Raw genomic sequence first — 26024 nt, 5'->3', positions numbered from 1 at the left:
AAATTCGGAAAAGGCATTGACAAAAAGGTTTGTTTTTTGTACCTTGCTTGGGCTACGAAAGGGTACGCATATTTTGACACGATGGAGCGCAAAAACCGCAAAATATACTACACGATGGGGGAGGTGTCGGAGATGTTCGACGTCAATCCGTCGCTGATCCGTTTCTGGGAACAGAAATTCGACATCCTCAAACCCGACAAGAACAAAAAGGGCAACCGATTGTTCACGCCGAAAGACGTCGAAAACCTGAAATTGATCTATCACCTGGTCAAAGAGAACGGGATGACGCTCGCCGGAGCGGCCAAACGGTTGCGGGACAACCGCGAAGGCGTGGAGCGCAACCTCGAGATCATCGAAAAACTACAGGGTATGCGCGCCCTGCTGCTGGAAGTCCGCGAAGAGCTGAAATCGGGCGGCGACGAAATCTTCATCGACACCTCGGTGCCGGAGACCGCGCCACCGTCGCTGCAAGCCGATGCCGCAGCCGTGCCGGACGCGCCGCCCGCCGCCGAGGAATCCGTCGAAGGACCGGCCGTACCGCGGTTTTTGCAGCGCGAGATCCCGATCCCGCCGCAGCCGGCGACCGCCGCGCCGCGTTTCGACCTGCCGGAAGAGGCCGCCCGCACGGAAGAACCGACCGCAACGCCCGAACCGGAACAGCCCCGGCGTCCGGTAATCGTCGAACAATCGCTGTTTTAACCATCCGATAAAACGAACGACATGAAAATACGCGACGTAGCAACCGTCATCGAAGAGTTCGCTCCGCTGCAACTGCAGGAAACCTACGACAACAGCGGGCTGAACATCGGATTCCCGGATGCCGAACTGACGGGCGTTCTGATCTGCGTGGACGTCACCGAAACGGTCGTCGACGAAGCGATCGGGCACAGGGCCAACCTGATCGTGTCGCATCACCCGCTGCTGTTCCACCCGTTACGCCGGATCGTCGGGGCCGACGCTTCGCAACGGATCGCCGCGCGCTGCCTGATCGCCGGCATCTCGCTCTATGCCGCGCACACCAATCTGGACAGCGCCGACGGGGGTATGAGTTTCCGGCTCGGGCAATTGCTCGGACTGCAAAATATGCGGACGCTGAAACCGAATCCGGAAACAGTTCCCGAATCGGGGTTCGGCATCGTCGGGGAACTGCCCGGCAGAGCGCGCCCGACGCTGGAGTTTCTGCGAGAGACCAAACGACTGTTAAACTGCGGCGCGATCCGTTACAGCGCCCTGTGCCGCGAAACCGTCTCACGCATAGCGCTGTGCACCGGAGCCGGAGCTTCGATGATCGAAGACGCCGTCGCTGCGGGCGCGGATCTCTACCTGTCGTCGGACTTCAAATACAACGATTTCTACACTCCGGACGGACGGATCGTCGCGGCAGACGTAGGACATTTCGAAAGCGAATATTGCGCAATAGCACTTTTGCATGATATTATTACAAAAAAAATAGCTACTTTTGCAGTTCGCAAGAGTGAACATTCGATAAACCCGGTAAATTATTTAGTTTAAGAAATTTCTTACAGATATGGCGACATCCAGCAGAAAAAACAACGAATCGAACGACTATTCCGTAGAGGAAAAGATCATCGCGTTGTACGAGCTCCAGAAAATCGACTCGAAAATCGACGAAATCAACAAGATCAAGGGTGAGTTGCCGCTTGAAGTGCAGGATCTCGAAGACGAAATAGCCGGTCTCGAAACCCGCATTGCCAACATCACGTCCGAGATCGACGGACTGACGGCTTCGACCAAACAGCGCAAGGAAGAGATCGAGCAGGCCAAAACGCTGATCGCCAAATACGAACACCAGCAGGACAACGTCCGCAACAATAGGGAGTTCGATTCCCTGTCCAAGGAGATCGAATACCAGAAGCTGGAGATCGAACTGTGTGAGAAAAAAATCAAGGAATACAGTGCGGACAGCAAGGTCAAGAAAAAAATGATCGAAGACGCTCAGGCGATCGTAGCAGACCGCAAAATCGACCTCGCCGCCAAGAAAGCGGAGCTGGAAAGCATCGACCAGGAGACGGCCAAAGAGATCGAAAGCCTCGCCGTGCAGTCGGAAACCGCCGCCGTGAAAATCGACAGCCGGCTGCTGGCCGCTTACAAACGCATCCGCGAAAACGTGCACAACGGACTGGCAGTCGTTACCGTGAAACGCGACGCCTGCGGCGGCTGTTACAACCGCATCCCGCCCCAGCGCCAGTTGGACATCCGGATGAATAAGAAAATCATCGTTTGCGAATATTGCGGCCGGATTCTGGTATCCAACTTGTTGGACGAAAACAACGCCGAAGAATAGGCCAAAACGCTCCGGGATTTTCCCGATCCGTCTTATCCCGAATCTGCAAATTCCGTATTTCCGGAAATTTTGCAGATTTTTTGATTCCCGCAAATTTCCAGCAGGCTGTTTATCAAATTATGGCACAGCTTTTGTAAAAAGGATCGAAATCATGTTGAGTAGAAAAATTTGCGAATTCAAAAAATTTATGTATATTGCGACGCTAAAGTCTAATTATTTAAAAGAATTGCCTATCGAGAATATCTACTCTAAACTAATAACGAGTAGTATATGAATCTGAAGAAGTTAAGTGACAACGATTTGCTTAATGTCTATCTGTCAGGCAATGAGAATGCTGTAACTGTACTTGTCAACCGGCACCGGCGACGGGTCTTCGATTACATCAACATGATGGTCAAGGACCGGGACCTGGCCGACGATATTTTCCAGGAAACTCTTATCAAAGTAATCCGTTTCGTGAACGACGGACGATACACCGAAAACGGAAAATTTCTTTCGTGGGTACTGCGTATCGCGCACAATCAGGTGATCGACCATTTCCGACAGAAAAAACAGCAAAACCACATCTCCGAAGGCGAAGCCGGATACGACCTGCTGAACAACCGGAAACTCTCCGATTCGACGGTCGAAGACCGGATGATCTCCGATCAGATCGCCGAGGATGTTCGCAAACTGGTGGATTTCCTGCCGGCCGAACAAAAAGAAGTCGTCCTGATGCGCTACTACATGGGACTTAGTTTCAAGGAGATAGCCGACGAAACCAACGTCAGCATCAACACGGCGCTCGGACGGATGCGCTATGCGCTGATCAACATGCGCAAAATGATCGACGAAAAGCAGTTAATCTTGAGTTAAAGGCAATAATCGCCGGAGTCGGGCGTTATATAGGTACAAACGATCAAAATCAAATTGTGCCTATGGACGAAAGTTACAATGAGTACGGTTTTAATGCCGAAAGGCTGGCTGATGAAGAACTTTTCTCCAAAGAAGTAGTGGGGGAAGACAATGATCTGATTTTAGTCGACTGCCTGCTGAGAGAGGCGTTAAACAAAAAGTAAAAACCAAGGGCGCTCAATTCGGCGCCCTTTATTTTATTTATTATATTCCTTACTCGTACTCTTCAAAAAATCTAAACCGGAACGACCCCGATTCCAGGACGGTCGGGCAGCGTCACCTGCCCATCGACGATCCGGGCCCCGTCGAATCGGTCGTTCGAAATCAGCAGATTGCCGTCCAGGTCGGCCCAGTCCATCATCGGCGCCAGTTGGGCCGCCGCCGTTATAGCGCAGGAAGTCTCGGTCATACATCCGATCATCAGTTTCATTCCCAACGCCTTGGCCAACACCGCCATTTTATAGGCTTCACGCAGGCCGGTACTCTTCATCAGCTTGATGTTGATCCCGTCGTACACCCCCTCGGCACGCCGGACGTCCGGCAGCCGTTGTAAAAACTCGTCGGCCATAATCGGCAGCGGGCTTCGCTCCCGAATCCATGCCGTCTCGTCGATCATCTCTTTCGGCAGCGGCTGTTCGACGAACAGCGTATTGCGTTCGCTGAGCCACTCGATCATCTCCAACGCCTTCTCCTTATCCTTCCAACCCTGGTTGGCATCGACGCACAGCGGCTTATCGGTCACCGAACGGATGATTTCGACCAGCTCCTTGTCGTTGTCGAGCCCCATCTTCACCTTAATGACGTTATAGGGCGACGTCTCCTCCACTTTCTTGCGTACGACGTCCGCCGTATCGATCCCGATCGTGAACGACGTGTCGGGAGCTTTCTCCGGCGAGAGTCCCCATATCTTATACCACGGCTGACCGAGCAGCTTTCCGGTCAGATCGTGCAGCGCGATATCGACCGACGCTTTCGCCGCCCGGTTGTCAGGAGCCGCCGAATCGACGTATTCGAGAATTTCGTCCATTCGGAACGGATCGGCGAACTGGCCGAGATCGAGCGATCCGAGGAATTTGCAGACCGATTCCTGCGTCTCGCCGAGGTAAGGCGGCATCGACGCTTCGCCGTAGCCGATCACGCCGTCGTACTCGAGCTGCACCTGTACGTCGGGCGTATGCGTACGCGTATTGACCGCCACGGTAAACGGGTGGATCAACTTCAGATCGTACGGCTCGAACGTCAAATTCAGCTTCCCGCTACGCCCTTTTTTCGGTTTCCCCGCACAAGCGCCCAGCAGCGGCGAAGCGGCCACCCCGGCCGTAACGAGCCCCATCGCCGTGGTCTTCAAAAAGTCTCTTCTGTTCATGGTTATCGGATTGATAGGATTATCGGTTGAAATACCACGGATGGCCGGCCACCCGCGCGATACCGGGCGTTCCGATCCGGCCGACGATCCGGCTGATCGACAGGCACGGATACCCGACGAAGTCCTCCGCTTGCGGGTCGATGCTGTTGACCTTGACGCGCCCCGAAGCATGGATGAATTTTCCGTCGCCGAGATACATCGCCACATGCGTCACGCGGCCGGTCTGCGCGTTGCCGAAAAACAGCAAGTCGCCCTTGCGGCAATCCCGCCACGCTTCGGGCGCGATCTTCTCCCCGGTCAGGGCTTGCTGCGAAGCGTCCCGCGCCAGGATTACGCCATTGGCGAAATAGGCCGTCTTGACCATTCCGGAACAGTCGACCCCTTTGACCGAAGTTCCTCCCCACAGATAAGGCACTCCCATCATGCTGCGCGCCGTGCGTTCCAGGCCGTCCGGCCGCAACTCCCGGGCCGCCCATTCGGTAAAATCCTGCGTTTCGCTGCGTTTCACATAACCGGAGCGTCCGTCCGGCAGCCGGACGGCAATGAACTTCCGGTTCGTCTTACCCGCCGGATCGACCTCCAGCACCGTTCCGAGCACGAGATCGGAAACCCGGGAACCCTCCTCGTCCGGCCCAGCGTAGACGAATCCGATGTATCCGGTGTAGATAAACCGCTGTGACATCCGCCAGGACTCCATCTCACCGGGTGTTTTCAGTGCGATCGCATCGTCGTCCACCCACGAAATATAACCGTCCGGAGTCTGCACCCGATACCAGCCGCCCTGCACGTCGAGCACCCGCAACGGCGTTCCGAGGATCGCCTGGGTCGCAAACTCGGCGGCATGAGCCGGAGCGGTGCGCAGGTTGACCGACGACAGCGTGACGAGCGCCTGCGTCCGGTCGCCGAGCGCACGGGACGGCAGCAGCGTCGTATAATCCTCAAAGGCGACCCCGCCCCGCCTCAACCGCTCGCGGAGCGCACGAACGGCTTCCGGATCGTCGCACTTGCCCTTTAATATATACAGCGTATCGTTGACCTGTTCGGCCTCGATCTCGAAGACCGCCACCCGTTTGTCCGGAGCGTACCGCGCGCGCACCTGTTCCACCAGATCGCCGGCGGATTGCGCTTTCGCGCCCCAAACGGCCAGTGTCAGCGCCGCCGTCCATAAAACCTTTTTCGTTATCCTCTTCATTCTATTCGTATGTAACGTCCATGTGATAATCCCACTCGTCGAAATAGAGATTGCGCTCCGAAGTTTCCGCTTCGCCGCGTTGAAAATCCACCGGCTCGCTACGCATATGCCGTTTCGGAGGATCGAACGGATACCCGTAATCGCTGTTCACGACCAGCCGGTAGCTGTCCATGCCCGTTTTATAGAAATCGCGGACGGCCGGATCGGCGCTCGCAGCCAGTTTGCCGAACGATATATCGAGGGGCACCCACCCGACGCCTTCGTAATAAACCGATCCCCAGTCGTGCAGACCGACATGTCCCGGATGCAGCATCCAACCGCTTTCCCACCGCGCCGGAATCCCGACGCTGCGCAACATCGCGATCAGAAGCAGGCTCACCTGTCCGCAGTCGCCGTGTCCGGCATCGAGCACGTACTCGGGAATATTCGGGATCACGCCGTACTCGATCGCCCCCGCCCACGGAATGTCGTCGATCCAATCGTAAATCCGCGAAACGATCCGCACCGGATCGGTCTCGCCGCCGGCCAACTCGCGGGCCTTCCGTTCGATCCGTTCGCTGAAAACGAGGTGCGGCGGACGCTGGGCCGTATATTTGCGATAAACTTCCGAAAGGGTATCGTACGGTTCGACCCGCTTCGACAGCTCCTCCGGATCGAAATACTGCGCACGCGTCGTCACCCGGAACGCGAGCCTGAAAACGGTCGCGCTGTCGCGACGGGCCGGCTGTTCGAAACAAATGCTACGCTGCGGAGTTCCCTTCGGAGCCACGACATACCGCTCAGGCCATGCCGAAATCAGTTCGACACCGGTCTGGCGCGGCAAACCTTCCTGCGGATAGGGCAGCCAGCAACGGATCGTATCGCCCTCCGGCACGGCATCCGGTTCCACGACAAGCGTATAGCGAATCGTCATCGTCACCGGATTCGTACACATTCCCAGCGAATCGGTCGCTGCAATCACCCGCGCGGCGTGCCTTTCCCGAAAACCGATCTCCGACGAGTCGATCCGCCGCAATCCTTCCAGTTCCGGGGCCAGCAGAATCAGGTTGCCTACCGAACGGCTGAAGTAACGCTTCCGGCTGTCGATCCGCCGCATCTCCAACTTCCCGGACTTTTCCCATCGACGGATCTGCTCCGGAGATACCGTATCGGACACCCGCTGCCGGATCCGGGAGAGAATCTGTTCTTCGTTATAACAAAATTCGATACGCAAACGCCGCATGACCTCCCGCAGCGAGTCGATCGCGCGCAGCTCCTGTTCCGACGCGCCGGGTTCCGCCTCTTCCAGCAACGAGTCCAGCTGCGAAAACCGACCTTCTCCGATCAGATTCGACGCATCTTTCCGCCAATCGGATCGTCCGGCGCAGGAAACCAACGCTCCCAACAGCACCGGACAAAAAAACTTGAACAGATTCATTCCGAAACAGTCTATATTTTCACAAAACTACGCATTTTACCGGCCAATGGCAACAAAAAACCGCCCGGAAATCGCAACCGGGCGGCCGGAGAGGTATGCGGATCACGATCAAAATACGTTAACGTTGCAGCAATCCGGCATACATCCGGTCGTAAGTCGGCGTCGGAACGTCGAGCCGTTTCCCTTCGCGCACGATGTAGCCGGTCAACGACTCCAGTTCGGTGCTGCGGTGCGCCCGGAAATCGCGCTGCATCGAGGTCGTCGTATCGGTCGGAATCCGTTCCATCTGATCGACCACCTGGGCGGCGATCCCGTCGGACAGGACGATTCCTTTGGCCTTCGCCACCGCCTGAAATTCATCGAGCAGCGCCGTGAACTGCGCCCGGTAGTCCGGGTTGCCAAGCACGCCGCCGTAAGGCTCGTCGGTATAGGAAGTCGCCGTGGCCACGGTCGAGATGAACGCAAACTTGTCCCAGACTCGCCGGGTAATATCCGGAACCAACCGGGCGCGGACTTCCGCGCCGGTAAAAATCCGCTCCAGTTCTTCGAGTCGTTCGTCCGGCCCCTGCGCGGAACCGAACAGGTAACGGTAACCGTTGGTATGTTCGGCGATACGGCCCGGCTCGACGATAAACGCAACCACATACACGCACCCGTCCCACACGGCATGTCCGGGCAGCATTCGTTTGATCTTCTCGGCGCTATCCACGCCGTTCAGAAACGGCAGGATCACCGTCCGCGGCCCGATGGCCGGGCGGATCTGCCCGACGGCCCCTTCGATATCATAGGCCTTCGTGCACAGCAGGATGTAATCCATTTCGCCAATCTCGGCGGCCGAATCGGTCGCCGCTTTCGGGCGGGCCGTAAAATTTCCCTGCTGTGACTCGACGATCAATCCCCTGCTTCGGATATTTTCGAGGGCTTGTCCGCGCGAAATAAAATAGATGTCCACTTCCGGGTCGTCCCGGTAACGGCGGGCGAGCAGACCGCCGAGAAATCCGCCGACGCCGCCCGTCCCTACGATGGCTATTTTCGTTTTCATAATCAGTCCGAACGATTTGATTTTCCGCAAAGGTAGCAAAAACCGGAGCATTTCGTTGCGAAATACGCCCCCCGTCGAGAACAGTTGCCGGGTTTCGGCAAAATTACTTATCTTTGTTCTCTGTTAACCAACTAAACGAAAAAATATGCACGCATACGTATTCCCGGGTCAAGGCGCCCAATTCGTCGGAATGGGCAAAGACCTGTACGACAACGTTCCCCTTGCAAAAGAACTGTTCGAAAAAGCCAACGAAATTCTCGGCTTCCCGATCACCGATATCATGTTCGCCGGAACCGACGAACAGCTCAAGCAGACGAAAGTAACCCAGCCGGCGATCTTCCTGCACTCGGTCATCCTGGCCAAATCGCTCGGCGCGGACTTCAAACCCGAAATGACGGCCGGACACTCGCTGGGCGAATTCAGCGCGCTGGTAGCCGCCGGAGCCCTGAGTTTCGAAGACGGCCTGAGCCTGGTTTCGAAACGTGCGATGGCGATGCAGAAAGCCTGCGAACAGAATCCGTCGACGATGGCCGCCATCATCGGCCTGCCCGACGCCACGGTCGAAGAGATATGCAGCGCGATCGACGGCGTAGTCGTTCCGGCCAACTACAACTGTCCGGGACAGTTGGTAATATCGGGCAGCAACGAAGCGATCGACGCCGCCTGCGCCAAACTGACCGAGGCGGGCGCCAAACGCGCGCTGAAGCTGAACGTCGGCGGAGCGTTCCACTCGCCGCTGATGGAACCGGCCCGCGTAGAGCTCGAAGCCGCCATCAAAGCCGCTCCATTCGCCGAACCGGTCTGCCCGATCTACCAGAACGTCGACGCCAAACCGTACACCGATCCGGCTAAAATCCAAGCCAACCTGATCGCCCAACTGACCTCTCCGGTGCGCTGGACACAGATCGTGCAAAACATGATCGCCGACGGAGCCACGCAGTTCACCGAACTCGGCCCCGGCAGCGTATTGCAGGGCCTGATCAAGAAAGTGGACCGCGCCGCCGTTTGCGAATCGAAGCAAACATTGTAATGTCGACCGAAAAAAACGGCTGATACTCATACGATTTTCCCGAACCGCACGTTTTACTAGTGCGGTTTTTTTATGAAATAAGAGGGCGTAAGATTTTAATATTTCGGCTAATTCGGTCGGATATATGAAAAATTTTGCGTTATTTTGCACTCAAAGAAAACCAACGCCACCATTCTAAATTTAGGAAACCGCCGTTTCCCAATTAGATAAGAATGAGTGGCTATCAGCGGACTTCGAGGCCGGCGGACCGGAACTTTCGGAATCCCGACAAAGAAAAACCTAACATCAAACCATAACAGAATTTAACCCCATGAGTTCATTACAGGAATTTTTCAATCAGCCGGAAAACGGCAAGGCCAAAGGAATCGTTCAAAAAAACAACATTCTCAAACGCAATATCATCGCCCGCATGGCGATCGAAGGAGAATGTACGCTGGCGGATCTGGCCAGGGAGCTGCATGTCAGCATCCCGACAGTCACCAAACTGGTCGAGGAACTCCTTTCCGAAAACATCATCGCCGACCGCGGCAAGATCGAAACCAGCGGCGGACGCCGGCCGAACATTTTCGGTCTGACTCATTCGGCCATCTATTTCGCCGGCATCGAAGTGAGTCGCGATCAGATCGTCATGGTGATTACCGACCTGCACAACAACATCATCCAACTGGAACACGAGCAAGATTTTATCCTCGACGACACGGAAGAATGCCTCGACAAAATCGGATCTTCGATCGACCGGTTCATAAACGACAGCAAAATAGACCGTTCGAAGTTGCTCGGCATCGGAATCTGCATTGCCGGGCGCGTGAATCCGAAAACCGGACGCAGCTACAAATATTTCACCTCGCGCGAAGAGTCGCTGAGCGAGATCATGGAAAAACGGCTCGGACACCGGGTGCTGATCGAAAACGACACCCGCGCCCGCTGCTACGGCGAATATACGAAAGGATGCACGGGTTCCGAAAAGAACATCGTTTACCTGAACCTCGCCCGTGGCGTCGCCATCGGAGTCATCATCGACGGCAACCTGTACTACGGGAAATCGGGCTTTGCCGGCGAATTCGGCCATACGCCCTATTTCGATAACGAGATCATCTGCGACTGCGGTAAAAAAGGGTGTTTGGAGACGGAAGTTTCCGGAATCGCCATCGAAAACAAGATGATCCAGCAGATCAAGAACGGACGCACCACGATCCTGATGGATAAATACCAGAAACAACATAAGATCCACATCAACGACATCATTCAGGCAGCCAAAAACGACGACACGCTGTCAATCGAACTGATCGAGGAAGCCGGCGAAAAAATCGGCAAAAGCATCGCTTTTCTGATCAATATTTTCAACCCGGAACAGGTGATCATCGGAGGCAACCTGGCCAACGCCGGCGACTACCTGATGCTGCCGCTGAAATCGGCCGTCAACAAATATTCGCTGCGGCTGGTTTACAACGACACGCTGTTCCGCACGACCAACCTCGACGACAATATCGGTTCGCTCGGCGCGGCAATGCTGATCCGCAACAAGGTGATTTCACTGTAAACGCGGCGTGCCATGACCAATCCGATGGAGAGCGAACTGATCCGCCTGCGGGCGCTCGAGCCGGAAGATGTCAACATCCTGTACAAATGGGAGAACGACACCGAAATCTGGAAAGTGAGCAACACGGTCGCCCCGTTTTCGAAACACATGCTGCGACAGTTTATCGAAAACCAGCAACGCGATATCTACGAAACCCGCCAGTTGCGGCTGATCATCGAATCGAAAGCCGACGGGAAACCCGTCGGCGCCATCGACCTGTTCGACCTCGACCCGTACAACTGCCGGGCGGGGGTCGGCATTCTGATCTACGACCAGCGCGACCAGAGGCAGGGTTACGCCTCTCATGCGGTGTCGATCGTGATCCGATACGGCTTTCAAGTGCTGAACCTCAACCAACTGTACTGCGACATTCCGTCGCAGAACATCCAAAGCCTCGCGCTATTCAAAAGCAAGGGATTTTCGGTGATCGGACTTAAAAAAGAGTGGACGAAAACCACGTCGGACTGGCAGGACGAGTACATGCTACAACTGCTAAACCCGAAAAAATGGTGACAAGTCGGGGAATTCGGCAGTAGGGCAGTAGCGCCCCGATTCCGCATCGCGCCGGCAGCAAACATGCCGCAGCCCGTTCGTAACCAATATGAAAGGAGCCTCCAGCACGCTGTTGTAACGTACCGCCTGGGCGAGCACCCGCTCGTCGAGCGGGACGTGCGGAGCTTTGCATTCCGCGACCAGACAGATCCGGCCGTCCCGACCGGTCACCGTCACATCGGCCCGTTGCCGCGTACCCGCGAGTTCCACCGGACGTTCCTGAGATACGCACGCCGCAAACGCCCCCTTCTCCTCCACCAAAAAACGAATCAAGTGCTGCCGCACCCACTCCTCGGGAGTCAGCACGAGCCACCGTTTGCGGACGCCGTCCCATATCTGCGGCGGCGCGGCATCCATCCGGAGCCTGAAAACGTAACGAGGAAAATTAAGTTGAAAAAGTCGCTCCATCTATCGATAAAAATTCGTACCTTGTACTCGATTTTTTCGAAAAAAAGTCGTCCGGCTCATATTTTCCGGCTTACAAATATAAACAAAGATTTTTCAGAGCACCGAAATCATCTGAATAAACACTTGCGATATGGGAAACAATGCTAAAAGTAAAAAGGAAGAGGCGCTTCTCTACCACTCGGAGGGGCGTCCGGGGAAGATCGAGGTAATCCCAACGAAACCTTACAGCACACAGAAAGACTTGTCGCTGGCCTACTCCCCGGGAGTGGCGGAGCCTTGCCTGGCGATCGAGGACAATCCGGACGACGCGTACAAATATACAGCGAAAGGCAACTTGGTAGCGGTAATCTCGAACGGCACCGCCGTGCTCGGGCTGGGCGATATCGGGGCGATGGCCGGCAAACCGGTCATGGAAGGCAAAGGGCTGCTCTTTAAAACCTTTGCGGATATCGACGTATTCGACATCGAAGTCGATACGAAAGACACCGACCAGTTCATCGAAACCGTCAAAAACATTTCGGTCACGTTCGGCGGGATCAACCTGGAAGACATCAAGGCGCCCGAATGTTTCGAGATCGAAGAACGCCTGAAAGAGGAGCTGTCGATCCCGGTGATGCACGACGACCAGCACGGCACCGCGATCATTTCGTCGGCGGCGCTGCTCAACGCGCTCGAAATCGCAGGCAAGAAGATCGAAAAAGTACAGGTAGTGGTCAACGGGGCCGGCGCGGCCGCCGTATCCTGCGCGAAACTCTACATCGCGCTGGGCGTAAAGCCCGAGAATGTGATCATGTGCGACAGCAAAGGGGTCATTTCGGTACGCCGCCAGAACCTGAACGCGGCGAAAGCCAAATTCGCCACTACGCGCGAGGTCGATACGCTCGAAGAAGCCCTTGTCGGAGCCGACGTATTCCTCGGCTTATCGGTAGCCGACGTGCTGACGCAAGAAATGGTACGCAGCATGGCCGACAACCCGATCGTATTCGCGCTGGCCAATCCGAATCCGGAAATCTCATATGACAACGCGATGGCCGCCCGCGAAGACATCATCTTCGCAACCGGACGCTCGGACTATCCGAACCAGGTCAATAACGTACTCGGATTCCCGTACATTTTCCGCGGAGCGCTCGACGTGCGCGCCACCAAGATCAACGAGGAGATGAAGATCGCCGCCGTGCGGGCGCTGGCCGCATTGACCAAGGAGCCGGTGCCCGACATCGTAGCGGCCGCCTACAACGACAACAATATTTCGTTCGGACGCGAATACCTGATCCCCAAGGCCCTCGACCCGCGGCTGATCTCCACCATCTCGGTCGCCGTGGCCAAAGCGGCTATCGAATCGGGCGTCGCGCGCAAAACGATCACCGACTGGAAAGCGTACGCTACCGAACTGGACAGCCGTATGGGGCGCGACGACAAGCTGATGCGCGCCATCCGCTCGAAAGTAGGCACCGCCGCGCCGCGCCGGATCGTCTTCAGCGAAGGCGACCGCCTGACTACGATCAAGGCCGCCGTTCACCTGGCCAACGAAAACCTCGCTATCCCGCTGCTGGTCGGCGACCGTGCGAAGATCAATACGCTGCTGAAGGACAACCACCTGACGCTCGACCCGAAATGCATCGTCGACTTCCGCAGCGACCGCGAAGAAGCGCGCCGCAGCCGCTACGCAGCGCTGCTGTATAACAAGGTAAGCCGCAAGGGCGTCCGGATGCACGAGGCGATCGAATACATGATGCGCCGCGACTGGTTCACGCTGATGATGGTCGCTTCGGGCGACGCCGATACGTCGATCCTCGGCTATACGCACCGCTACACCGAAGCGCTGAACCCGGTACGCCAGATCTTTACGACGAACAGCAACACGACGCTCGCGGCGATGGAGATCGTTACGACCAAGCGCGGACCGATGTTCTTCGCCGACACGGCCGTCAACCCGAGTCCGACCGTCGAAGACCTGGTCAACATCGTACTGATGGCTGCCCAGACCGTCCGCAATTTTGGTATCGAACCGGTGATGGCAATGCTGTCGCACTCGAATTTCGGAACCGACACCGAACCGCTCGCGGCCAAAATCTCGAAAGCCGTGGAAATCCTGCACTTCCAGTATCCGGAATTGCTGGTCGACGGCGAGATGAAAGCCGACATCGCGTTGAACAAGAAAGCCCGCAACGAAATCTACCCGTTCAACAAGCTGGGCGACCGCGAGATCAACGTGTTGATCTTCCCGAACCTGTCGTCCGCGAACATTTCGTACAAGATGATGGAGATCCTCGGCGGCGCCGAAATCAACGGTCCGATCCTGATGGGACTGAACCAGTCGTGCGTACACCTGATCCCGGAAGTGGCCAGCACCCGATCAATCCGCAACCTGAGCGTCATCGCCGCTGCGGAAACGATCCAGCCGAAATAGCCGGAAAACGCTCGTTTTTAAAAATAGCCGCCGATCATTTTTACCCGGCGGCTATTTTTGTATATTTGCATGTCGGGGTGGCTGCATCTCGATCTTGATTTTATCCGGAAATATTATGAAATACAGCCTCATTATCTCCTTCTCGCTGCTGTGCCTGCTTCGCGCCGGCGGACTGCAGGCGCAAACCGAACTGCAGGACCCGACCCGCACCTCTTCCCGCAGCGAAATGCCGGGCATTCAAATCGGCAGTTACAACAGCCGCGAACTGGCGCTGACCGAAAACGATAAGGAATCGCTCTACATGCAGCGGCTGAACGGAAAATGGCAGGTAAAAACCTATCGTTCGGAAACGGAAATAGACACGACGCTCACCGCGCCGGCGGCGGACGTTTCGGCATGGGAAAGCGTCACGATTCCCGAAAAAGAGGGCAACGGAGCATGGGCGGCCGTCTACCGTACCGAGTTCACGATGCCTTTCAAATGGATCGACCGTGAAATATTCGTCCGGCTCGACGCCGTCAGCCGCGCTTATTACGTCTATGCGAACGGGCATCTGGCCGGTTATCACGCGGATTCGAAAACGCCGGCCTATTTCGATATTACGCCTTACGTCGCGGACGGGAAAAACACGCTGGCCGTGATCGCCTACGCCCATCCGGTTTCGACAACGCTTGAGAATCAGATCAAAACGCCGGGCACCTGCATCGAAGGCGACGTCTCGGTCATCGCGCAGCCCAAAGTCCGCATCCGCGACTTCGTGGCCGACACCCGTTTCGCAACGGACGGCAACGGACTGTTCAGTTTCGGGGCGATCGTAAAATCGCACCTGCTGAATCCCAAAGAGGTGATCGTTTATTACGAACTGATCGCGCCGGACGACAGCACGGTGATCGCGCACGGCAAGCGGGACGCCCGTTTCCACCTGCGGGCCGAAGACACCGTCCGCTTTTTCGCCAACCTACCGGACATCCAGTCGTGGAGCCACGAAAGTCCGAAGCTCTATACCGTCGCACTGAAATTGCAGCACGAAGGCCGCTTTACCGAATATACGAAGGTAAAACTCGGATTCCGCGACGTTTCGTTCGACGAAAAAGGGCTGAAGATCAACGGACGTCCGGTCGAGCTCCGCGCCGTCGATTACGATTGTCCCCCCGATGCGAATGCCTGGCGCAGGGACTTCGCCGCATTCAAAAAGAGGGGCATCAACTGCGTCCGGGTCAAAAATTACCCGCAAAACGACCGGTTTTACGAACTGGCCGACAGCTACGGCCTGTATATCTGCAACCGGGCGAACATCGACGCCCGTCTGAGCGGCAGCTCGCTCGAAACGGGCGGCACGCCGGCCAACGATCCGCTGTGGGAAAACGCCTATGCCGACCGCGTAATGAATATGTACTACACATCGCAGAACCATCCGTCGGTGCTGCTGTTCTCGCTCGGCGAACAGGGAGGGCGCGGCTACAACATGTACGAAGCCTACCGCCGGCTGAAAGCGGTCGAAAAGAAACGCCCGGTGATTTACGAAGGAGCCGGCGCGGAGTGGAACAGCGACCTGGTGGTCGGCAAACCCGGCGGACGCAACGCGTCGGACGACCGTTACACGGTCTTTTTCGCTTCGCCCGAGTCTTTCAACGAAAAACAGTCGCCGCTGGGCGCGACCGCGATCGCGGCCGGAACGGCTCCGGGCAAAGTGGAGATCCGCAACGGCTGTACGATCGCCGACCTGAAAAACTTCCGGGTCGGCTATACGATCGTCGCCGGCACGAAACGAATCGTCAAGGAAGGCGTCTGCAAAGCCGACATCCCGGCCGGGGAAACCGCCCTGGTGGATATTCCGCTCGACGGCGTCAAACCGGGCAAATATACGCTGACCGTCCACGTCGCACATAAAGACAATACGCCACTGGCGCCGGACGGAGAGCGCATCCTCGAACAAACCCTGCCGTTGGAAATTCCGAAAACGGCAAAATGACAAGCAATTCCATCCTGCGGTAAAACGGCAGCGGCATGGTAGTTGAACGGTGGATTCCGTTCCTTCACGTCGGGAGTCATCCTGCATGAAACAACTGAAATTATGTATATCACGCTCGCAATCCTGGTACTGTCGGCCGTCTTTTTTATGAACGGCCGGGTACGTTCCGACCTGGTGGCGCTGTGCGCGCTGCTGGGCCTGCTCGTTTTCCAAATACTGACCCCCGAAGAGGCGCTGGCCGGATTCGCCAACCCGATCGTCATCATGATGATCGGGCTGTTCGTCGTAGGCGGCGCGATTTTCCAGACCGGACTGGCCAAAATGGTCAGCAGCCGCATCCTGGGATTGGCCGGCAACAGCGAACTGAAACTGTTCATCCTTGTCATGCTGGTCACTGCGGCCATCGGCGCCTTTATAAGCAATACGGGAACCGTCGCGCTGATGCTCCCGATCGTGGTGAGTCTCGCAGCCAATGCGAACATGAACGTCAGCCGCGTACTGATGCCGCTGGCATTCGCAAGCAGCATGGGCGGTATGCTGACGCTGATCGGGACCGCCCCGAACCTCGTTATCCAGAACGTACTGACCGACGCGGGCTACCAGCCGCTGACCTTCTTTTCGTTCACTCCGGTCGGCCTGGTATGTATCCTGACCGGAATCATCGTGCTGATCCCGCTGAGCCGATGGTTCCTCGGTCCGAAAAAAGAGAAAAAACAGCAACGGCAGACCGGAAAATCGCTCGGCGAACTGGTCCGCGAATACCAACTCGCCGACAGCCTGTTCCGGGTCAGGGTATCCGCCGGCTCTCCGGCCGGAGGACAAACGGTGCGGGAACTGGGCATCCAACAGCAATACGACCTCAACCTGGTCGAAATCCGCCGAATCCAATCGCCCCAATCGCATTTCCTGAAATCGGTCAGCCAGCAGTTGGCCGACCCCGATACGACGCTCCGCGACGGGGATATCCTCTACTTGATGGGGCTTTTTGAAAACGTGCAACGATTCGCCGCCGACTGCCGGCTCGAACTGATGGACACCCATACGACCGAACAACGCACCGAAGGCAAACCAGGCACGCTCGATTTCTACGACATCGGGATCGCCGAGATCCTGCTGCCGCCGACCTCCCGGCTGGTCAATACGCCGGTCGGCGAATCCGGATTGCGCGAACAGTACGACGTCAACGTACTGGGCATCCGCCGCAAGAACGAATACCTGCTCTCCGGCCTGAAAGACACGAAAATGCACTCCGGGGATATCCTGCTCGTACAGGGCGCGTGGCACGACATTTCGCGTCTGGACGGCGAACCGTCGGAATGGGTCGTCCTGGGGCAGCCGCTGGCCGAAGCGTCCCGGGTAACGCTGGATTACAAAGCGCCGCTAGCCGCGGCGATCATGGTGCTGATGATCGCCTGCATGATGTTCGACTTCATCCCGATCGCCCCGGTCACGGCCGTGATGATCGCCGCCGTGCTGATGGTGCTGACCGGCTGCCTGCGCAACGTGGAAGCCGCTTACAAAACGATCAACTGGGAAAGCATCGTACTGATCGCGGCGATGCTGCCGATGTCCGTCGCGCTGGAAAAAACGGGAGCGTCGGAGCTGCTCTCGCGACAGCTCGCCCAAGGACTGGGCAGCTACGGACCGGTCGTTCTGCTCGCAGGCGTCTATTTCACCACCTCGTTGATGACGATGTTCATCAGCAACACGGCCACGGCCGTGCTGCTCGCGCCGGTCGCTCTCCACGCCGCCGTAGAGATCGGGGCGAGCCCCTATCCGTTCCTGTTCGCGGTCGCGGTGGGAGCGAGCATGTGTTTCGCCTCGCCGTTCTCTACGCCGCCCAATGCGCTGGTCATGCAGGCCGGACAATATGCGTTCAAAGATTACATCAAAGTCGGCCTACCGTTGCAGGTCATTATGGGGATCATAATGATCCTAATACTCCCGCTGCTGTTCCCGTTCTGACCGAAATCATAAAAAGCGACCGTCCCTTTTACCGGGACGGTCGTTCGATTTTCCACTCTGACAAAAAAGCACGATTCCGCATAAATCCGGTCGGCCCGTTTCGCGCCGCCGGGCGACAGCCCGTTAGATCGGCCCCATAGCGATCGTTTCGCCGCTTTCGTGCCATTTGTCGACTTCGAATCCGTTGCCGCGGAAGGGCGGCGACAGGATCCCGCCGATATTCACGTGCAGCGTCAACATATTGCCGGCAGTCAGCGGCCCGGACAGTCGCGACGTATAAAGTCTTTTCCTCCCCGTTGTCGAGAATCATGCGGATCACGATTTAAGGCGCATCGCCAGACGGAAACACCTCTACGGAATTATAAGCGCTCATGCGGTCCGGCGCAAAGCGCAGCGGAATCAGCACCGTCTTCGTCGAATTGGAAGGTTCGACGGTATACAGGTCGAGGCTTTCGGCGATGGAACCCATCAGCGCGCTCATCGTATCGATAGCGGCGGCAAACGGAACATTATCCTTCGGACGCAGCATAATGCCGATTCCGGCAACCTCGCGCTCCTGCTCCACATCGATGCTGCCGGTTCCGATCTCCTCCTCGGTTGCAAAAACGAAATTGTTAACGCGGTGGTAAACCGTATCGCCGGAGTATTGCCTGAGCGAAAAAAACTGCCGCGACAGATCGGCGCTCAGCGACAGCCGGGAAACACGGACGACCGGACAACCGACCGCCGTATCGACCGGATTTTGGAATAGTTATTGATAACGGATAACAAACGAAATAGCAGGCGCTCCGGGCCGCGCCGTTCCGAACGCGGCCCGGAACCGCCTGCCGGCATCGGAATGTAAAATGGCTCGACGCCCGGAAAAACTTTGCAGCCAACCGGGCGGACACGATCGTCAAACACAATAAAACACGGCATATCAAGATGTTAAAAGAAAGCTTCGTCTTCATGTTCATCTCCTCGTTCATGGCGTTGTTTCCGGTGGCGAATCCCGTGGGCACCGGATTCATCATCAACGGGTTCTTGTCGGGACTGGACCGTTCGGAGAGAAGATCCATCGTCCGGAGGATTGCCGTCAACTACCTGCTGATCGGGATCGGCAGCCTGGCGATCGGGCACTTCGTACTGTCCCTGTTCGGACTGTCGCTGCCTATCGTTCAACTGGGAGGAGGTCTTTTGATCTGTAAAACGGCCCTGCAATGGCTCGGCGATTCGGATGCTTCGACAGGCAGCGCGCCGGACAAGCCCGTCGACCCGATCAGCGTACGCAACCTGGAATCCCGGGTATTTTACCCGATCACCTTTCCGATCAGCATCGGACCCGGCAGCATATCCGTCATTTTCACCCTGATGGCGTCGGTCAATATCAAGGACGGCCTGGGAAAGATCATCATAAACTATGCGGTCATCGCGTTCGTCATCTTCCTGATGTGTCTGATCCTGTACGTCATCCTGTCGCAGGGACAGAAAATCACGAAGAAAGTAGGGGTCACGGGCACGATGATAATCAATAAAATGGTCGCATTCTTCACGTTCTGCGTCGGCATCCAGATCATCGCGGAAGGCGTCGAGAAAATATTCCACCTCAGCCTGTCGTAAACCAACCGGAAAACAACAAACGCTTAAACATAAAAACCATGAATTCGAGCATCCTGATAAACAACGTCGAGATCTTCGACGGAACGAACGAGGCCACCGTCCGAGGAAATGTTCTGGTCAAGAACGGCCTGATCGAAAAAATAACGCAGGAGTCCGTCCCGGTCGACCCGGGCGGCGACACCATCGTGCTGGACGGAAAAGGACGGTTTCTGATGCCCGGGCTGATCGACGCGCACTGGCACGCCTACCTGTGCTGCAACACGATGATGGGACTGCTGACCGAAGACGTCTCCTTTTCGCACCTGACGGCAGGACAGGAGGCCGGGGCGACCCTGCTACGGGGTTTCACGACCATCCGGGATGCGGGAGGCCCCGTTTTCGGACTCAAACGGGCCATCGACACCGGCGTCCTGCAGGGCCCGAGAATCTATCCCAGCGGCGCCATGATCTCCCAGACGTCGGGACACGGCGACTTCCGGATGATCTACGAACACGGTCATACGGGCTGCGGCTGCGAAATGGCCCACGTCGAGGAGATCGGGGCCTCGCGCATTGTCGACGGTCCCGATGCCGTCACGGCGGCGACGCGCGAAAACCTGAGGCAAGGAGCCTCTCAGATCAAACTGATGACCGGCGGCGGCGCGGCATCGCTCTACGATCCGCTGGACGTAACCGAATTTTTCGAAGAGGAGATCCGCGCGGCGGTGAGGGCGGCCGAAGACTGGGGCACGTACGTAATGGTGCACGTTTACAATCCCCGGGGCATAGCGAGGGCCATCAAAGCCGGGGTCAGAAGCATCGAGCACGGCCACCTGATCGACGAACCTACGATGAAACTGCTGGCCGACAGCGGCGCTTGGCTCAGTATGCAGGCCTTCACCGTCGAAGACAATACGTATCCTTCGCCCGTTCAACAAGCCAAACACCTGCAGATCTGCAACGGGACGGACCGCGCATACGAACTCGCCAAAAAGTACAATGTGAAACTGGCCTGGGGAACGGATCTGCTGTTCAATCCGGCCCATACGAAAAACCAGAATCACGGGATCGTAAAATTACAAAAATGGTTTTCCAACTTCGAAATCCTGAAAATGGTCACTTCCGACAACGCCCGCCTGCTGGCGATGTCCGGAGCCCGAAACCCGTATCCGGGCAAACTCGGCGTCGTCGAAGAGGGCGCGCTGGCCGACCTGCTGCTGGTCGAAGGAAATCCTCTACAGAACGTCGACCTGCTCGGAGATCCCGGGAACAACTTCAGCGTCATCATCAAAAACGGCGTCGTCTATAAAAACAAACTACAAGACGGCCCGGCATCCGGCAACCGTTAAAACTCGATATATGATCAGACAACCTGTACTATACGCCATCCTACTCGTTTTTCCCCTTTTCGGCGCATCCGCTCAGGAACCGGGTCTTCCGGTCAGCTTCGAGCAGGCCGTCGAAATGGTGAACCGGGACAACAAGAGCATCCGGATCGCCGAGCAGGGACTGGACTGGGCCAAAAGCGAACGCCAGCGGCTGAACTCTTTCTGGTATCCGAGAATTTCGGCCAGCGGAGCCTACGTGCACATGGCGAACGACATCGAAGTCAAGGAATCGCTGTCGGCGTTCACCGATCCGGTCAAGGATTTCATCCACTCGATCGACCCCGGCGAACAGATCATCACTTCGCTGCTGAACAACCTCGGCAGCCACTCGTTCAGCGTCCCGCTGGCCCCCCGGAACGTCTCTACGATCGACGCGACAGTCGCGCTTCCGATCTTTACGGGCGGCAAGCGCATCTACGCCGGCAGAATCGGGAAATCCATGGTCGGCGCAGCCGAGGTGAACCGGAAGCAAGTAAGCGCCGATCAACAAGTACTGCTGGTCGAAACTTATTTCGGCGTGCGGCTGGGACAAAAAATCGTCGAAGTCCGCCAGCAGACCTACGACGCCCTCGAACAGCATTTCCAAAATGCCCTGAAGCTCGAGGCCACCGGTATGCTGACCAAAACCGAACGCCTGCTTTTCCAGGTAAACAGGGATGAAGCCAAACGCGAACTGGAAACGGCGGTAAAGGATCTGAGCGTAGCGCAGAACGCGTTCAAAACGCTCGTCCAGATCGAAACGGACGAAAACATCCTGCCGGTTTCGCCGCTGTTCATCAACGAATCCCTGCCTGCGCTCGACTATTTCAAAAGCCTGGTAGGTCGGGACAACTACATCGTCCAGGGCCTGGGCATCCAGCAGGATATCCAGCAAAACCAGATAAAAATAGCGAACTCGGCCTACATGCCCGCGATCGAACTGTTCGGAAAACAGACCCTCTATTCGTCCGGCATCCGGAAAAACCTGGTGCCCCGGTCGCTGATCGGGGTGGGGTTTACCTGGAACCTTTTCGACGGCCTGGGTCGCGAAAAGCAAATCCGCCAGGCGAAGATCAACCACCGCATTCTGACCGTCGAGAAAGAGAAAGCCGCCGACGACCTGACACTGGCGGTCGATAAATTCTACAACCAGACGCAAACCGCGCTGGACAACGTTACCGCCCTGCAAACTACCGTCGAGATGAGCCGGGAGATCGTCCGGGCCCGGCACAAGTCTTTCCAGGAAGGCATGGCCACCCCCACCGAAGTCATCGACGCGGAACTGCTGCTGTCGAAAGTGAGGGTCGCGATCCTGATGGCCTACTACCAGTTCGACACGGGGCTCATCAACCTGTTGGCCGTCTGCGGGATACCGGAGTCGTTCGATCAGTACAGCCGGAACGGAAAAGACGAAACGTCCCTGACGGACCGGCGAACCGACGCTGTAAACGGAACGATAAACAATTAACCATATCATGATGAACAAGAGTAAAAAATACATAGCGATCGCCTTCGTCGTCGTTTTAATCGTCGTCGTGATCGTATCCACGGTCGGCATTCTGTCGCTGAAGAACAAACCCGAGATCCTGCAAGGGCAGGCGGAAGCTACGGAGATCCGGATCTCCGGCAAACTCCCCGGACGCATCGACAAGTTCCTGGTCGAAGAGGGACAGGACGTCCTCAAAGGGGATACCCTGGTGGTAATCAACAGTCCGGAAATCGTGGCGAAATACGACCAGGTCGATGCGATCAAGAACGCGGCGGTCTACGAAAATCAGAAAATCGAAGAAGGCACCCGCAAGCAGATCGTCGAATCGGCCTACCAGCTCTGGATGAAAAGTAAATCCGACCTCGAACTGGCGACGACCACCTACAACCGCATTTCGTCCCTCTACCGGGACAGCGTGGTCACTTCCCAGCGGAAAGACGAAACGGAAGCGATCTACAAAGCGGCCTTGGCCGGCGAACGCGCCGCCTTCCAGCAATACCAGATGGCTCTGGACGGCGCCCGCAAGCAGGATCGGGAGAGTTCCCAGTCTATGGTCGACGCCGCCCGGAGCACGGTGCAGGAAGTGGCCGCGCTGCTACAGGACGCCCGGCTCACGGCCCCCGAATCCGGCCAGATCGCCGTGATCTACCCCAAGCGGGGCGAACTCGTCGGCCCCGGCACGCCCATCATGTCGCTGGTCGTCCTCGAAGACGCCCACGTGGTGCTGAACGTACGGGAAGACCTGATGCCGCATTTCCGGATGAAAGGAAAATTCAAGGGAGACGTGCCCGCGCTGGCCCGGAAAGGGATCGAATTCGAGATATACTACATCAGCCCGCTGGGCAGCTATTCGACCTGGAAATCGACCAAACAGGTCGGCAGCTACGACATGAGGACGTTCGAGATCAAAGCCCGGCCGACCGCGCCGCTGACGGATCTCCGGCCCGGAATGTCGGTTCTGGTAAACCTCAACGCACAGTAGCCGCACGATGGACCGCACTCAGGGAGCATTTTACCGGGTCGTCCGACGCGAGTTGGACCGGATGGTATCCCGAAGGCTTTACTTCGGGGTCTGCATCGCGCTGCCCCTGTTCTGCATCTTGTTTATGACCACGATCTTCGGCAGCGGACAAATGGAAAACATCCCGATCGGTATCGTCGACCTCGACCAGACAGCCACCTCGCGGCAAATTTCGCGTACCATCGCGACAGTTCCGACTTCCCGCGTAACGGCCCGCTACGCAGACGCCAAGGCGGCGCGCGACGCCGTGCAAAAAAAGGAGATATACGCCTACGTAGTGATCCCGCACAACTTCGAATCGGATCTGCTGGGAGGTCGAAACGTCGCGCTGCCCTATTACTACCATTTCGCCTTGCTGAGCGTGGGGATCGAACTCCACAGCGCCTTCGAAACGGTACTGGCGAACCTATCCGTCGCGCCGGTCGCCGCGGCGGGAATCGGGCAGGGCGCGTCGGAACGCCGGATCGAAAGCTTTATCCTGCCCGTCAACCTGCAGGCCCATCCGCTTTTCAATCCGTCGCTGGACTACTCGATCTACCTGACGAACCCTTTTTTCTTCGTTTTGTTCCAGATCGTCATCCTACTGGTGACCATGTACGTTCTGGGCAGCGAAATAAAATTCAAAACGGCCGCCGACTGGCTCGAAACGGCGGATGCGAATATCTTCACCGCCGTCACGGGCAAACTGCTGCCCTACACGGCGATCTTTATCGCGATGGGCATACTGGGCAACTTCGTCATGTTCGGCATCGCGGGCCTCCCGTTGGGCACGGGTTTTCTGCCCGTCAATCTGGCGACCGCCCTGTTCATCGTGGCGACGCAGGCGTTCGGCGTCTTCATATTCTCGCTTTTCCCGGCGCTGAGCATCATCATCAGCATAGCCTCGATGGTCGGATCGCTCGGCGCGACCCTGTCCGGAGTAACGTTCCCGGTACCGTACATGTACGCCCCCATCTACTACCTGTCGTTCCTGTTTCCCGTCAGGCATTTCGTCGAAATCAACCAGAATATCCTGTACGGGGATTACGGGTTCGCCTATACATGGCAGAACGCGAGCTGCCTGTTCGTCTTCATGCTGGCGGCGCTGCTGATGCTGCCGCACCTGAAAAGAGCCATATTGAGCCGTAAATATGAAAACATCGAATAAAATCAAAGCGGGCCTGACGACCGTCGCGACCTATGTGGCCAGGGAGTTCAGAACCATAGCGACGAGCTATTCGATCCTGCTGGTCATGATCGGAGGGATATTTATTTACGGCCTGCTTTACAACTACATGTATGCGCCCAACCTGATCCGCAACGCGCCGGTCGCCGTCGTCGACCGCTCGGGAACCCCGTTGAGCCGGGAGTACGCGCGCCTGCTGAACGCCTCTCCGCAGGTCGAAATATACAGCTACGCGCCGGACATGCCGGGTGCGAAAATCATGATGGAGACGAACCGGGTCGTCGGAATCATCTTCATTCCGGAAGACTTCGAAGGCAGGGTAGGGCGCGGCGAACAGGCCGTTTTCCTGGCCTACGGCAACACCAGCGCATTCCTGAACTTCGCCTCCGTCGAAGAAGCGGCCGCAGGCGCGATGGAAGAGCTGGACGCCAGGCACCGTCCCGACATGGTCGTATTCGTGCCGCCCGCAGCCCTCTACGCGATGTCGCAGACCCAGTCGATCGACATCGTCGGAACGCCGCTCTACAACCCGACCGAAGGTTACGGCAGCTACCTGATCCCGGCCGTACTGATCGTCATCCTCTTCCAGACCCTGATGATGGTCATCGGAATGATCTCGGGTAAGGAGCGCTACACCGGTTCCATCCTGTACTATTCGCGGCACGGACTCGGCTTCGGCCGGATGGCCGGCGTCGTGCTGAGCAAGACCTTTACATACTGCATCCTCTACGCCGTATTCGCCTACTTTTTAATCGGCCTGCTGCCGGAGATATACAGCATTCCCGATATCGGGAACCGCCGGGATATCGTCATGCTGCTGATCCCGTTCTTGCTGGCGACCTGTTTTTTCGGGCTGACCGGATCGCTTTTCTTTGCAGACTCCGAGAGTCCGATCCTGATGATTACCTTCTTCTCGGTCGGCCTGATCTTTCTGTCCGGCATGTCGTACCCGCTGGAACTGATGCCGTGGTACTGGCAGGCCGCCCATTTCGTGATTCCGGCCTCCCCCGGCGTTCTGGCGTTCATCAAACTGAACTCCATGGGAGCGGGTATGGCCGATATCGAACGCGAATACGTGACGCTGTGGATTCAGTGCATCGTGTATTTCATTTCGGCCTGCCTGGCGTTCCGGTACAACATCCGCAAAGCGATACGCAACCGGCCGGCCGGCGCGCGCGCTGCTTCTCGGAACGACGTCCCTACGCCGGCTCCGGCAAAAGGCATCGCGGAACCGGCGTCCGTCGAAAATACGGTCGAATAAAATTCGGACGG

The 26024-nt window shown here is 56.9% G+C and carries 23 protein-coding genes; 17 read left to right on the top strand and 6 right to left on the bottom strand.

The features are described from left to right. Window positions 1–36: 36 nt before the first annotated feature. From PGR91_RS02790 to PGR91_RS02770, 5 genes are all read left to right on the top strand, one after another. Entirely contained in the window at window positions 37–699 is a 663-nt protein-coding gene (locus tag PGR91_RS02790; protein WP_409049076.1) for a MerR family transcriptional regulator, read from the top strand. Between the two features lie 21 nt (window positions 700–720). Further along, window positions 721–1512, top strand: a complete 792-nt coding sequence (locus PGR91_RS02785; protein WP_118655602.1) for a Nif3-like dinuclear metal center hexameric protein — start codon at window positions 721–723, stop codon at window positions 1510–1512. A gap of 16 nt (window positions 1513–1528) precedes the next feature. Continuing rightward, window positions 1529–2305, top strand: coding sequence for a zinc ribbon domain-containing protein (locus tag PGR91_RS02780; protein ID WP_055202976.1), 777 nt, complete (start codon window positions 1529–1531; stop codon window positions 2303–2305). A gap of 270 nt (window positions 2306–2575) precedes the next feature. Then, window positions 2576–3160: an RNA polymerase sigma factor gene (locus PGR91_RS02775; RefSeq protein WP_055202974.1), complete on the top strand. Its 585-nt coding sequence runs from the start codon at window positions 2576–2578 to the stop codon at window positions 3158–3160. Window positions 3161–3222: 62 nt separating this feature from the next. Beyond that, window positions 3223–3363, top strand: coding sequence for a hypothetical protein (locus PGR91_RS02770; protein WP_153497722.1), 141 nt, complete (start codon window positions 3223–3225; stop codon window positions 3361–3363). Between the two features lie 71 nt (window positions 3364–3434). Here the strand turns inward: PGR91_RS02770 and PGR91_RS02765 are convergent, their stop codons facing one another. From PGR91_RS02765 to PGR91_RS02750, 4 genes are all read right to left on the bottom strand, one after another. Then, a complete protein-coding gene (locus PGR91_RS02765; RefSeq protein ID WP_101573623.1) occupies window positions 3435–4565 on the bottom strand; it encodes an enolase C-terminal domain-like protein in 1131 nt (376 codons plus the stop codon). A 19-nt stretch (window positions 4566–4584) separates the two neighbouring features. Beyond that, the gene (locus PGR91_RS02760) at window positions 4585–5757 is read right to left on the bottom strand and encodes a C40 family peptidase (RefSeq protein WP_101573625.1); all 1173 of its coding nucleotides are present in this window, start codon (window positions 5755–5757) and stop codon (window positions 4585–4587) included. 1 nt (window position 5758) lies between these two features. Continuing rightward, window positions 5759–7174 carry a transglutaminase domain-containing protein gene (locus PGR91_RS02755; RefSeq protein WP_118655600.1) on the bottom strand — a complete coding sequence of 472 codons (1416 nt, stop codon included), beginning with the start codon at window positions 7172–7174 and terminating at the stop codon, window positions 5759–5761. A 118-nt stretch (window positions 7175–7292) separates the two neighbouring features. Then, entirely contained in the window at window positions 7293–8216 is a 924-nt protein-coding gene (locus tag PGR91_RS02750) for a ketopantoate reductase family protein (protein WP_172970722.1), read from the bottom strand. Window positions 8217–8361: 145 nt separating this feature from the next. Between PGR91_RS02750 and fabD the strand changes: the two genes are divergently transcribed. The 3 genes from fabD to PGR91_RS02735 all read left to right on the top strand — a co-directional run bounded on the left by fabD (window position 8362) and on the right by PGR91_RS02735 (window position 11338). Beyond that, entirely contained in the window at window positions 8362–9246 is an 885-nt protein-coding gene (gene fabD / locus PGR91_RS02745; protein ID WP_118655596.1) for an ACP S-malonyltransferase, read from the top strand. Between the two features lie 310 nt (window positions 9247–9556). Then, a complete protein-coding gene (locus PGR91_RS02740; RefSeq protein ID WP_055202962.1) occupies window positions 9557–10786 on the top strand; it encodes an ROK family transcriptional regulator in 1230 nt (409 codons plus the stop codon). A 12-nt stretch (window positions 10787–10798) separates the two neighbouring features. Then, the gene (locus PGR91_RS02735; protein ID WP_228385734.1) at window positions 10799–11338 is read left to right on the top strand and encodes a GNAT family N-acetyltransferase; all 540 of its coding nucleotides are present in this window, start codon (window positions 10799–10801) and stop codon (window positions 11336–11338) included. On the opposite strand, the gene PGR91_RS02730 is transcribed toward PGR91_RS02735, so the two are convergent. Beyond that, on the bottom strand, window positions 11318–11785 hold the full coding sequence (locus PGR91_RS02730) for a type I restriction enzyme HsdR N-terminal domain-containing protein (protein ID WP_055202960.1): 468 nt from the start codon (window positions 11783–11785) through the stop codon (window positions 11318–11320). The genes PGR91_RS02735 and PGR91_RS02730 overlap by 21 nt on opposite strands. Window positions 11786–11915: 130 nt before the next feature. On the opposite strand from PGR91_RS02730, the gene PGR91_RS02725 reads away from it, so the two are divergent. From PGR91_RS02725 to PGR91_RS02715, 3 genes are all read left to right on the top strand, one after another. Beyond that, window positions 11916–14195 (top strand): NADP-dependent malic enzyme, encoded by a 2280-nt coding sequence (locus tag PGR91_RS02725; protein ID WP_101573633.1) that lies wholly within the window; start codon window positions 11916–11918, stop codon window positions 14193–14195. 115 nt (window positions 14196–14310) lie between these two features. Then, on the top strand, window positions 14311–16167 hold the full coding sequence (locus tag PGR91_RS02720) for a glycoside hydrolase family 2 protein (RefSeq protein WP_118655594.1): 1857 nt from the start codon (window positions 14311–14313) through the stop codon (window positions 16165–16167). A gap of 102 nt (window positions 16168–16269) precedes the next feature. Beyond that, window positions 16270–18132, top strand: coding sequence for an SLC13 family permease (locus PGR91_RS02715; protein WP_055202955.1), 1863 nt, complete (start codon window positions 16270–16272; stop codon window positions 18130–18132). A gap of 322 nt (window positions 18133–18454) precedes the next feature. On the opposite strand, the gene PGR91_RS02710 is transcribed toward PGR91_RS02715, so the two are convergent. Further along, window positions 18455–18697, bottom strand: coding sequence for a hypothetical protein (locus PGR91_RS02710; RefSeq protein ID WP_118655592.1), 243 nt, complete (start codon window positions 18695–18697; stop codon window positions 18455–18457). 359 nt (window positions 18698–19056) lie between these two features. On the opposite strand from PGR91_RS02710, the gene PGR91_RS02705 reads away from it, so the two are divergent. Genes PGR91_RS02705 through PGR91_RS02680 form a run of 6 tightly spaced genes read left to right on the top strand, consistent with a single transcriptional unit; the run spans window position 19057 to window position 26013 of the window. Next, window positions 19057–19731: a MarC family protein gene (locus PGR91_RS02705; RefSeq protein WP_055202951.1), complete on the top strand. Its 675-nt coding sequence runs from the start codon at window positions 19057–19059 to the stop codon at window positions 19729–19731. 38 nt (window positions 19732–19769) lie between these two features. Further along, window positions 19770–21059, top strand: a complete 1290-nt coding sequence (locus tag PGR91_RS02700) for a metal-dependent hydrolase family protein (protein ID WP_101573639.1) — start codon at window positions 19770–19772, stop codon at window positions 21057–21059. A gap of 10 nt (window positions 21060–21069) precedes the next feature. Beyond that, the gene (locus tag PGR91_RS02695) at window positions 21070–22545 is read left to right on the top strand and encodes a TolC family protein (protein WP_118458098.1); all 1476 of its coding nucleotides are present in this window, start codon (window positions 21070–21072) and stop codon (window positions 22543–22545) included. A gap of 10 nt (window positions 22546–22555) precedes the next feature. After that, window positions 22556–23548, top strand: coding sequence for an HlyD family secretion protein (locus PGR91_RS02690; protein ID WP_101573687.1), 993 nt, complete (start codon window positions 22556–22558; stop codon window positions 23546–23548). 7 nt (window positions 23549–23555) lie between these two features. Continuing rightward, complete coding sequence (locus PGR91_RS02685; RefSeq protein WP_118655590.1) at window positions 23556–24734, top strand: ABC transporter permease; 1179 nt, start codon at window positions 23556–23558, stop codon at window positions 24732–24734. Continuing rightward, window positions 24718–26013 carry an ABC transporter permease gene (locus tag PGR91_RS02680; protein ID WP_118655588.1) on the top strand — a complete coding sequence of 432 codons (1296 nt, stop codon included), beginning with the start codon at window positions 24718–24720 and terminating at the stop codon, window positions 26011–26013. The genes PGR91_RS02685 and PGR91_RS02680 overlap by 17 nt, the downstream gene beginning before the upstream one ends. The last annotated feature ends 11 nt before the right edge of the window (window positions 26014–26024 follow it).

The sequence above is a fragment of the Candidatus Alistipes pullistercoris genome, assembly GCF_027665465.1.
In the GTDB taxonomy this organism is placed as follows: domain Bacteria; phylum Bacteroidota; class Bacteroidia; order Bacteroidales; family Rikenellaceae; genus Alistipes_A; species Alistipes_A hominis.
This window is presented reverse-complemented; position numbering and strand designations above follow the sequence as displayed.

Excerpts from the sequence above, each read along its gene's own strand:
- PGR91_RS02690 (WP_101573687.1), top strand. The coding sequence starts at position 22,556 with ATGAACAAGAGTAAAAAATACATAGCGATCGCCTTCGTCGTCGTTTTA.
- PGR91_RS02770 (WP_153497722.1), top strand. The coding sequence starts at position 3,223 with ATGGACGAAAGTTACAATGAGTACGGTTTTAATGCCGAAAGGCTGGCT.
- PGR91_RS02740 (WP_055202962.1), top strand. The coding sequence starts at position 9,557 with ATGAGTTCATTACAGGAATTTTTCAATCAGCCGGAAAACGGCAAGGCC.
- PGR91_RS02705 (WP_055202951.1), top strand. The coding sequence starts at position 19,057 with ATGTTAAAAGAAAGCTTCGTCTTCATGTTCATCTCCTCGTTCATGGCG.
- PGR91_RS02755 (WP_118655600.1), bottom strand. The coding sequence starts at position 7,174 with ATGAATCTGTTCAAGTTTTTTTGTCCGGTGCTGTTGGGAGCGTTGGTT.
- PGR91_RS02685 (WP_118655590.1), top strand. The coding sequence starts at position 23,556 with ATGGACCGCACTCAGGGAGCATTTTACCGGGTCGTCCGACGCGAGTTG.
- PGR91_RS02785 (WP_118655602.1), top strand. The coding sequence starts at position 721 with ATGAAAATACGCGACGTAGCAACCGTCATCGAAGAGTTCGCTCCGCTG.
- PGR91_RS02725 (WP_101573633.1), top strand. The coding sequence starts at position 11,916 with ATGGGAAACAATGCTAAAAGTAAAAAGGAAGAGGCGCTTCTCTACCAC.
- PGR91_RS02715 (WP_055202955.1), top strand. The coding sequence starts at position 16,270 with ATGTATATCACGCTCGCAATCCTGGTACTGTCGGCCGTCTTTTTTATG.
- PGR91_RS02720 (WP_118655594.1), top strand. The coding sequence starts at position 14,311 with ATGAAATACAGCCTCATTATCTCCTTCTCGCTGCTGTGCCTGCTTCGC.
- PGR91_RS02750 (WP_172970722.1), bottom strand. The coding sequence starts at position 8,216 with ATGAAAACGAAAATAGCCATCGTAGGGACGGGCGGCGTCGGCGGATTT.
- PGR91_RS02735 (WP_228385734.1), top strand. The coding sequence starts at position 10,799 with ATGACCAATCCGATGGAGAGCGAACTGATCCGCCTGCGGGCGCTCGAG.
- PGR91_RS02765 (WP_101573623.1), bottom strand. The coding sequence starts at position 4,565 with ATGAACAGAAGAGACTTTTTGAAGACCACGGCGATGGGGCTCGTTACG.
- PGR91_RS02680 (WP_118655588.1), top strand. The coding sequence starts at position 24,718 with ATGAAAACATCGAATAAAATCAAAGCGGGCCTGACGACCGTCGCGACC.
- PGR91_RS02730 (WP_055202960.1), bottom strand. The coding sequence starts at position 11,785 with ATGGAGCGACTTTTTCAACTTAATTTTCCTCGTTACGTTTTCAGGCTC.
- PGR91_RS02780 (WP_055202976.1), top strand. The coding sequence starts at position 1,529 with ATGGCGACATCCAGCAGAAAAAACAACGAATCGAACGACTATTCCGTA.
- PGR91_RS02775 (WP_055202974.1), top strand. The coding sequence starts at position 2,576 with ATGAATCTGAAGAAGTTAAGTGACAACGATTTGCTTAATGTCTATCTG.
- PGR91_RS02700 (WP_101573639.1), top strand. The coding sequence starts at position 19,770 with ATGAATTCGAGCATCCTGATAAACAACGTCGAGATCTTCGACGGAACG.
- fabD (WP_118655596.1), top strand. The coding sequence starts at position 8,362 with ATGCACGCATACGTATTCCCGGGTCAAGGCGCCCAATTCGTCGGAATG.
- PGR91_RS02695 (WP_118458098.1), top strand. The coding sequence starts at position 21,070 with ATGATCAGACAACCTGTACTATACGCCATCCTACTCGTTTTTCCCCTT.
- PGR91_RS02760 (WP_101573625.1), bottom strand. The coding sequence starts at position 5,757 with ATGAAGAGGATAACGAAAAAGGTTTTATGGACGGCGGCGCTGACACTG.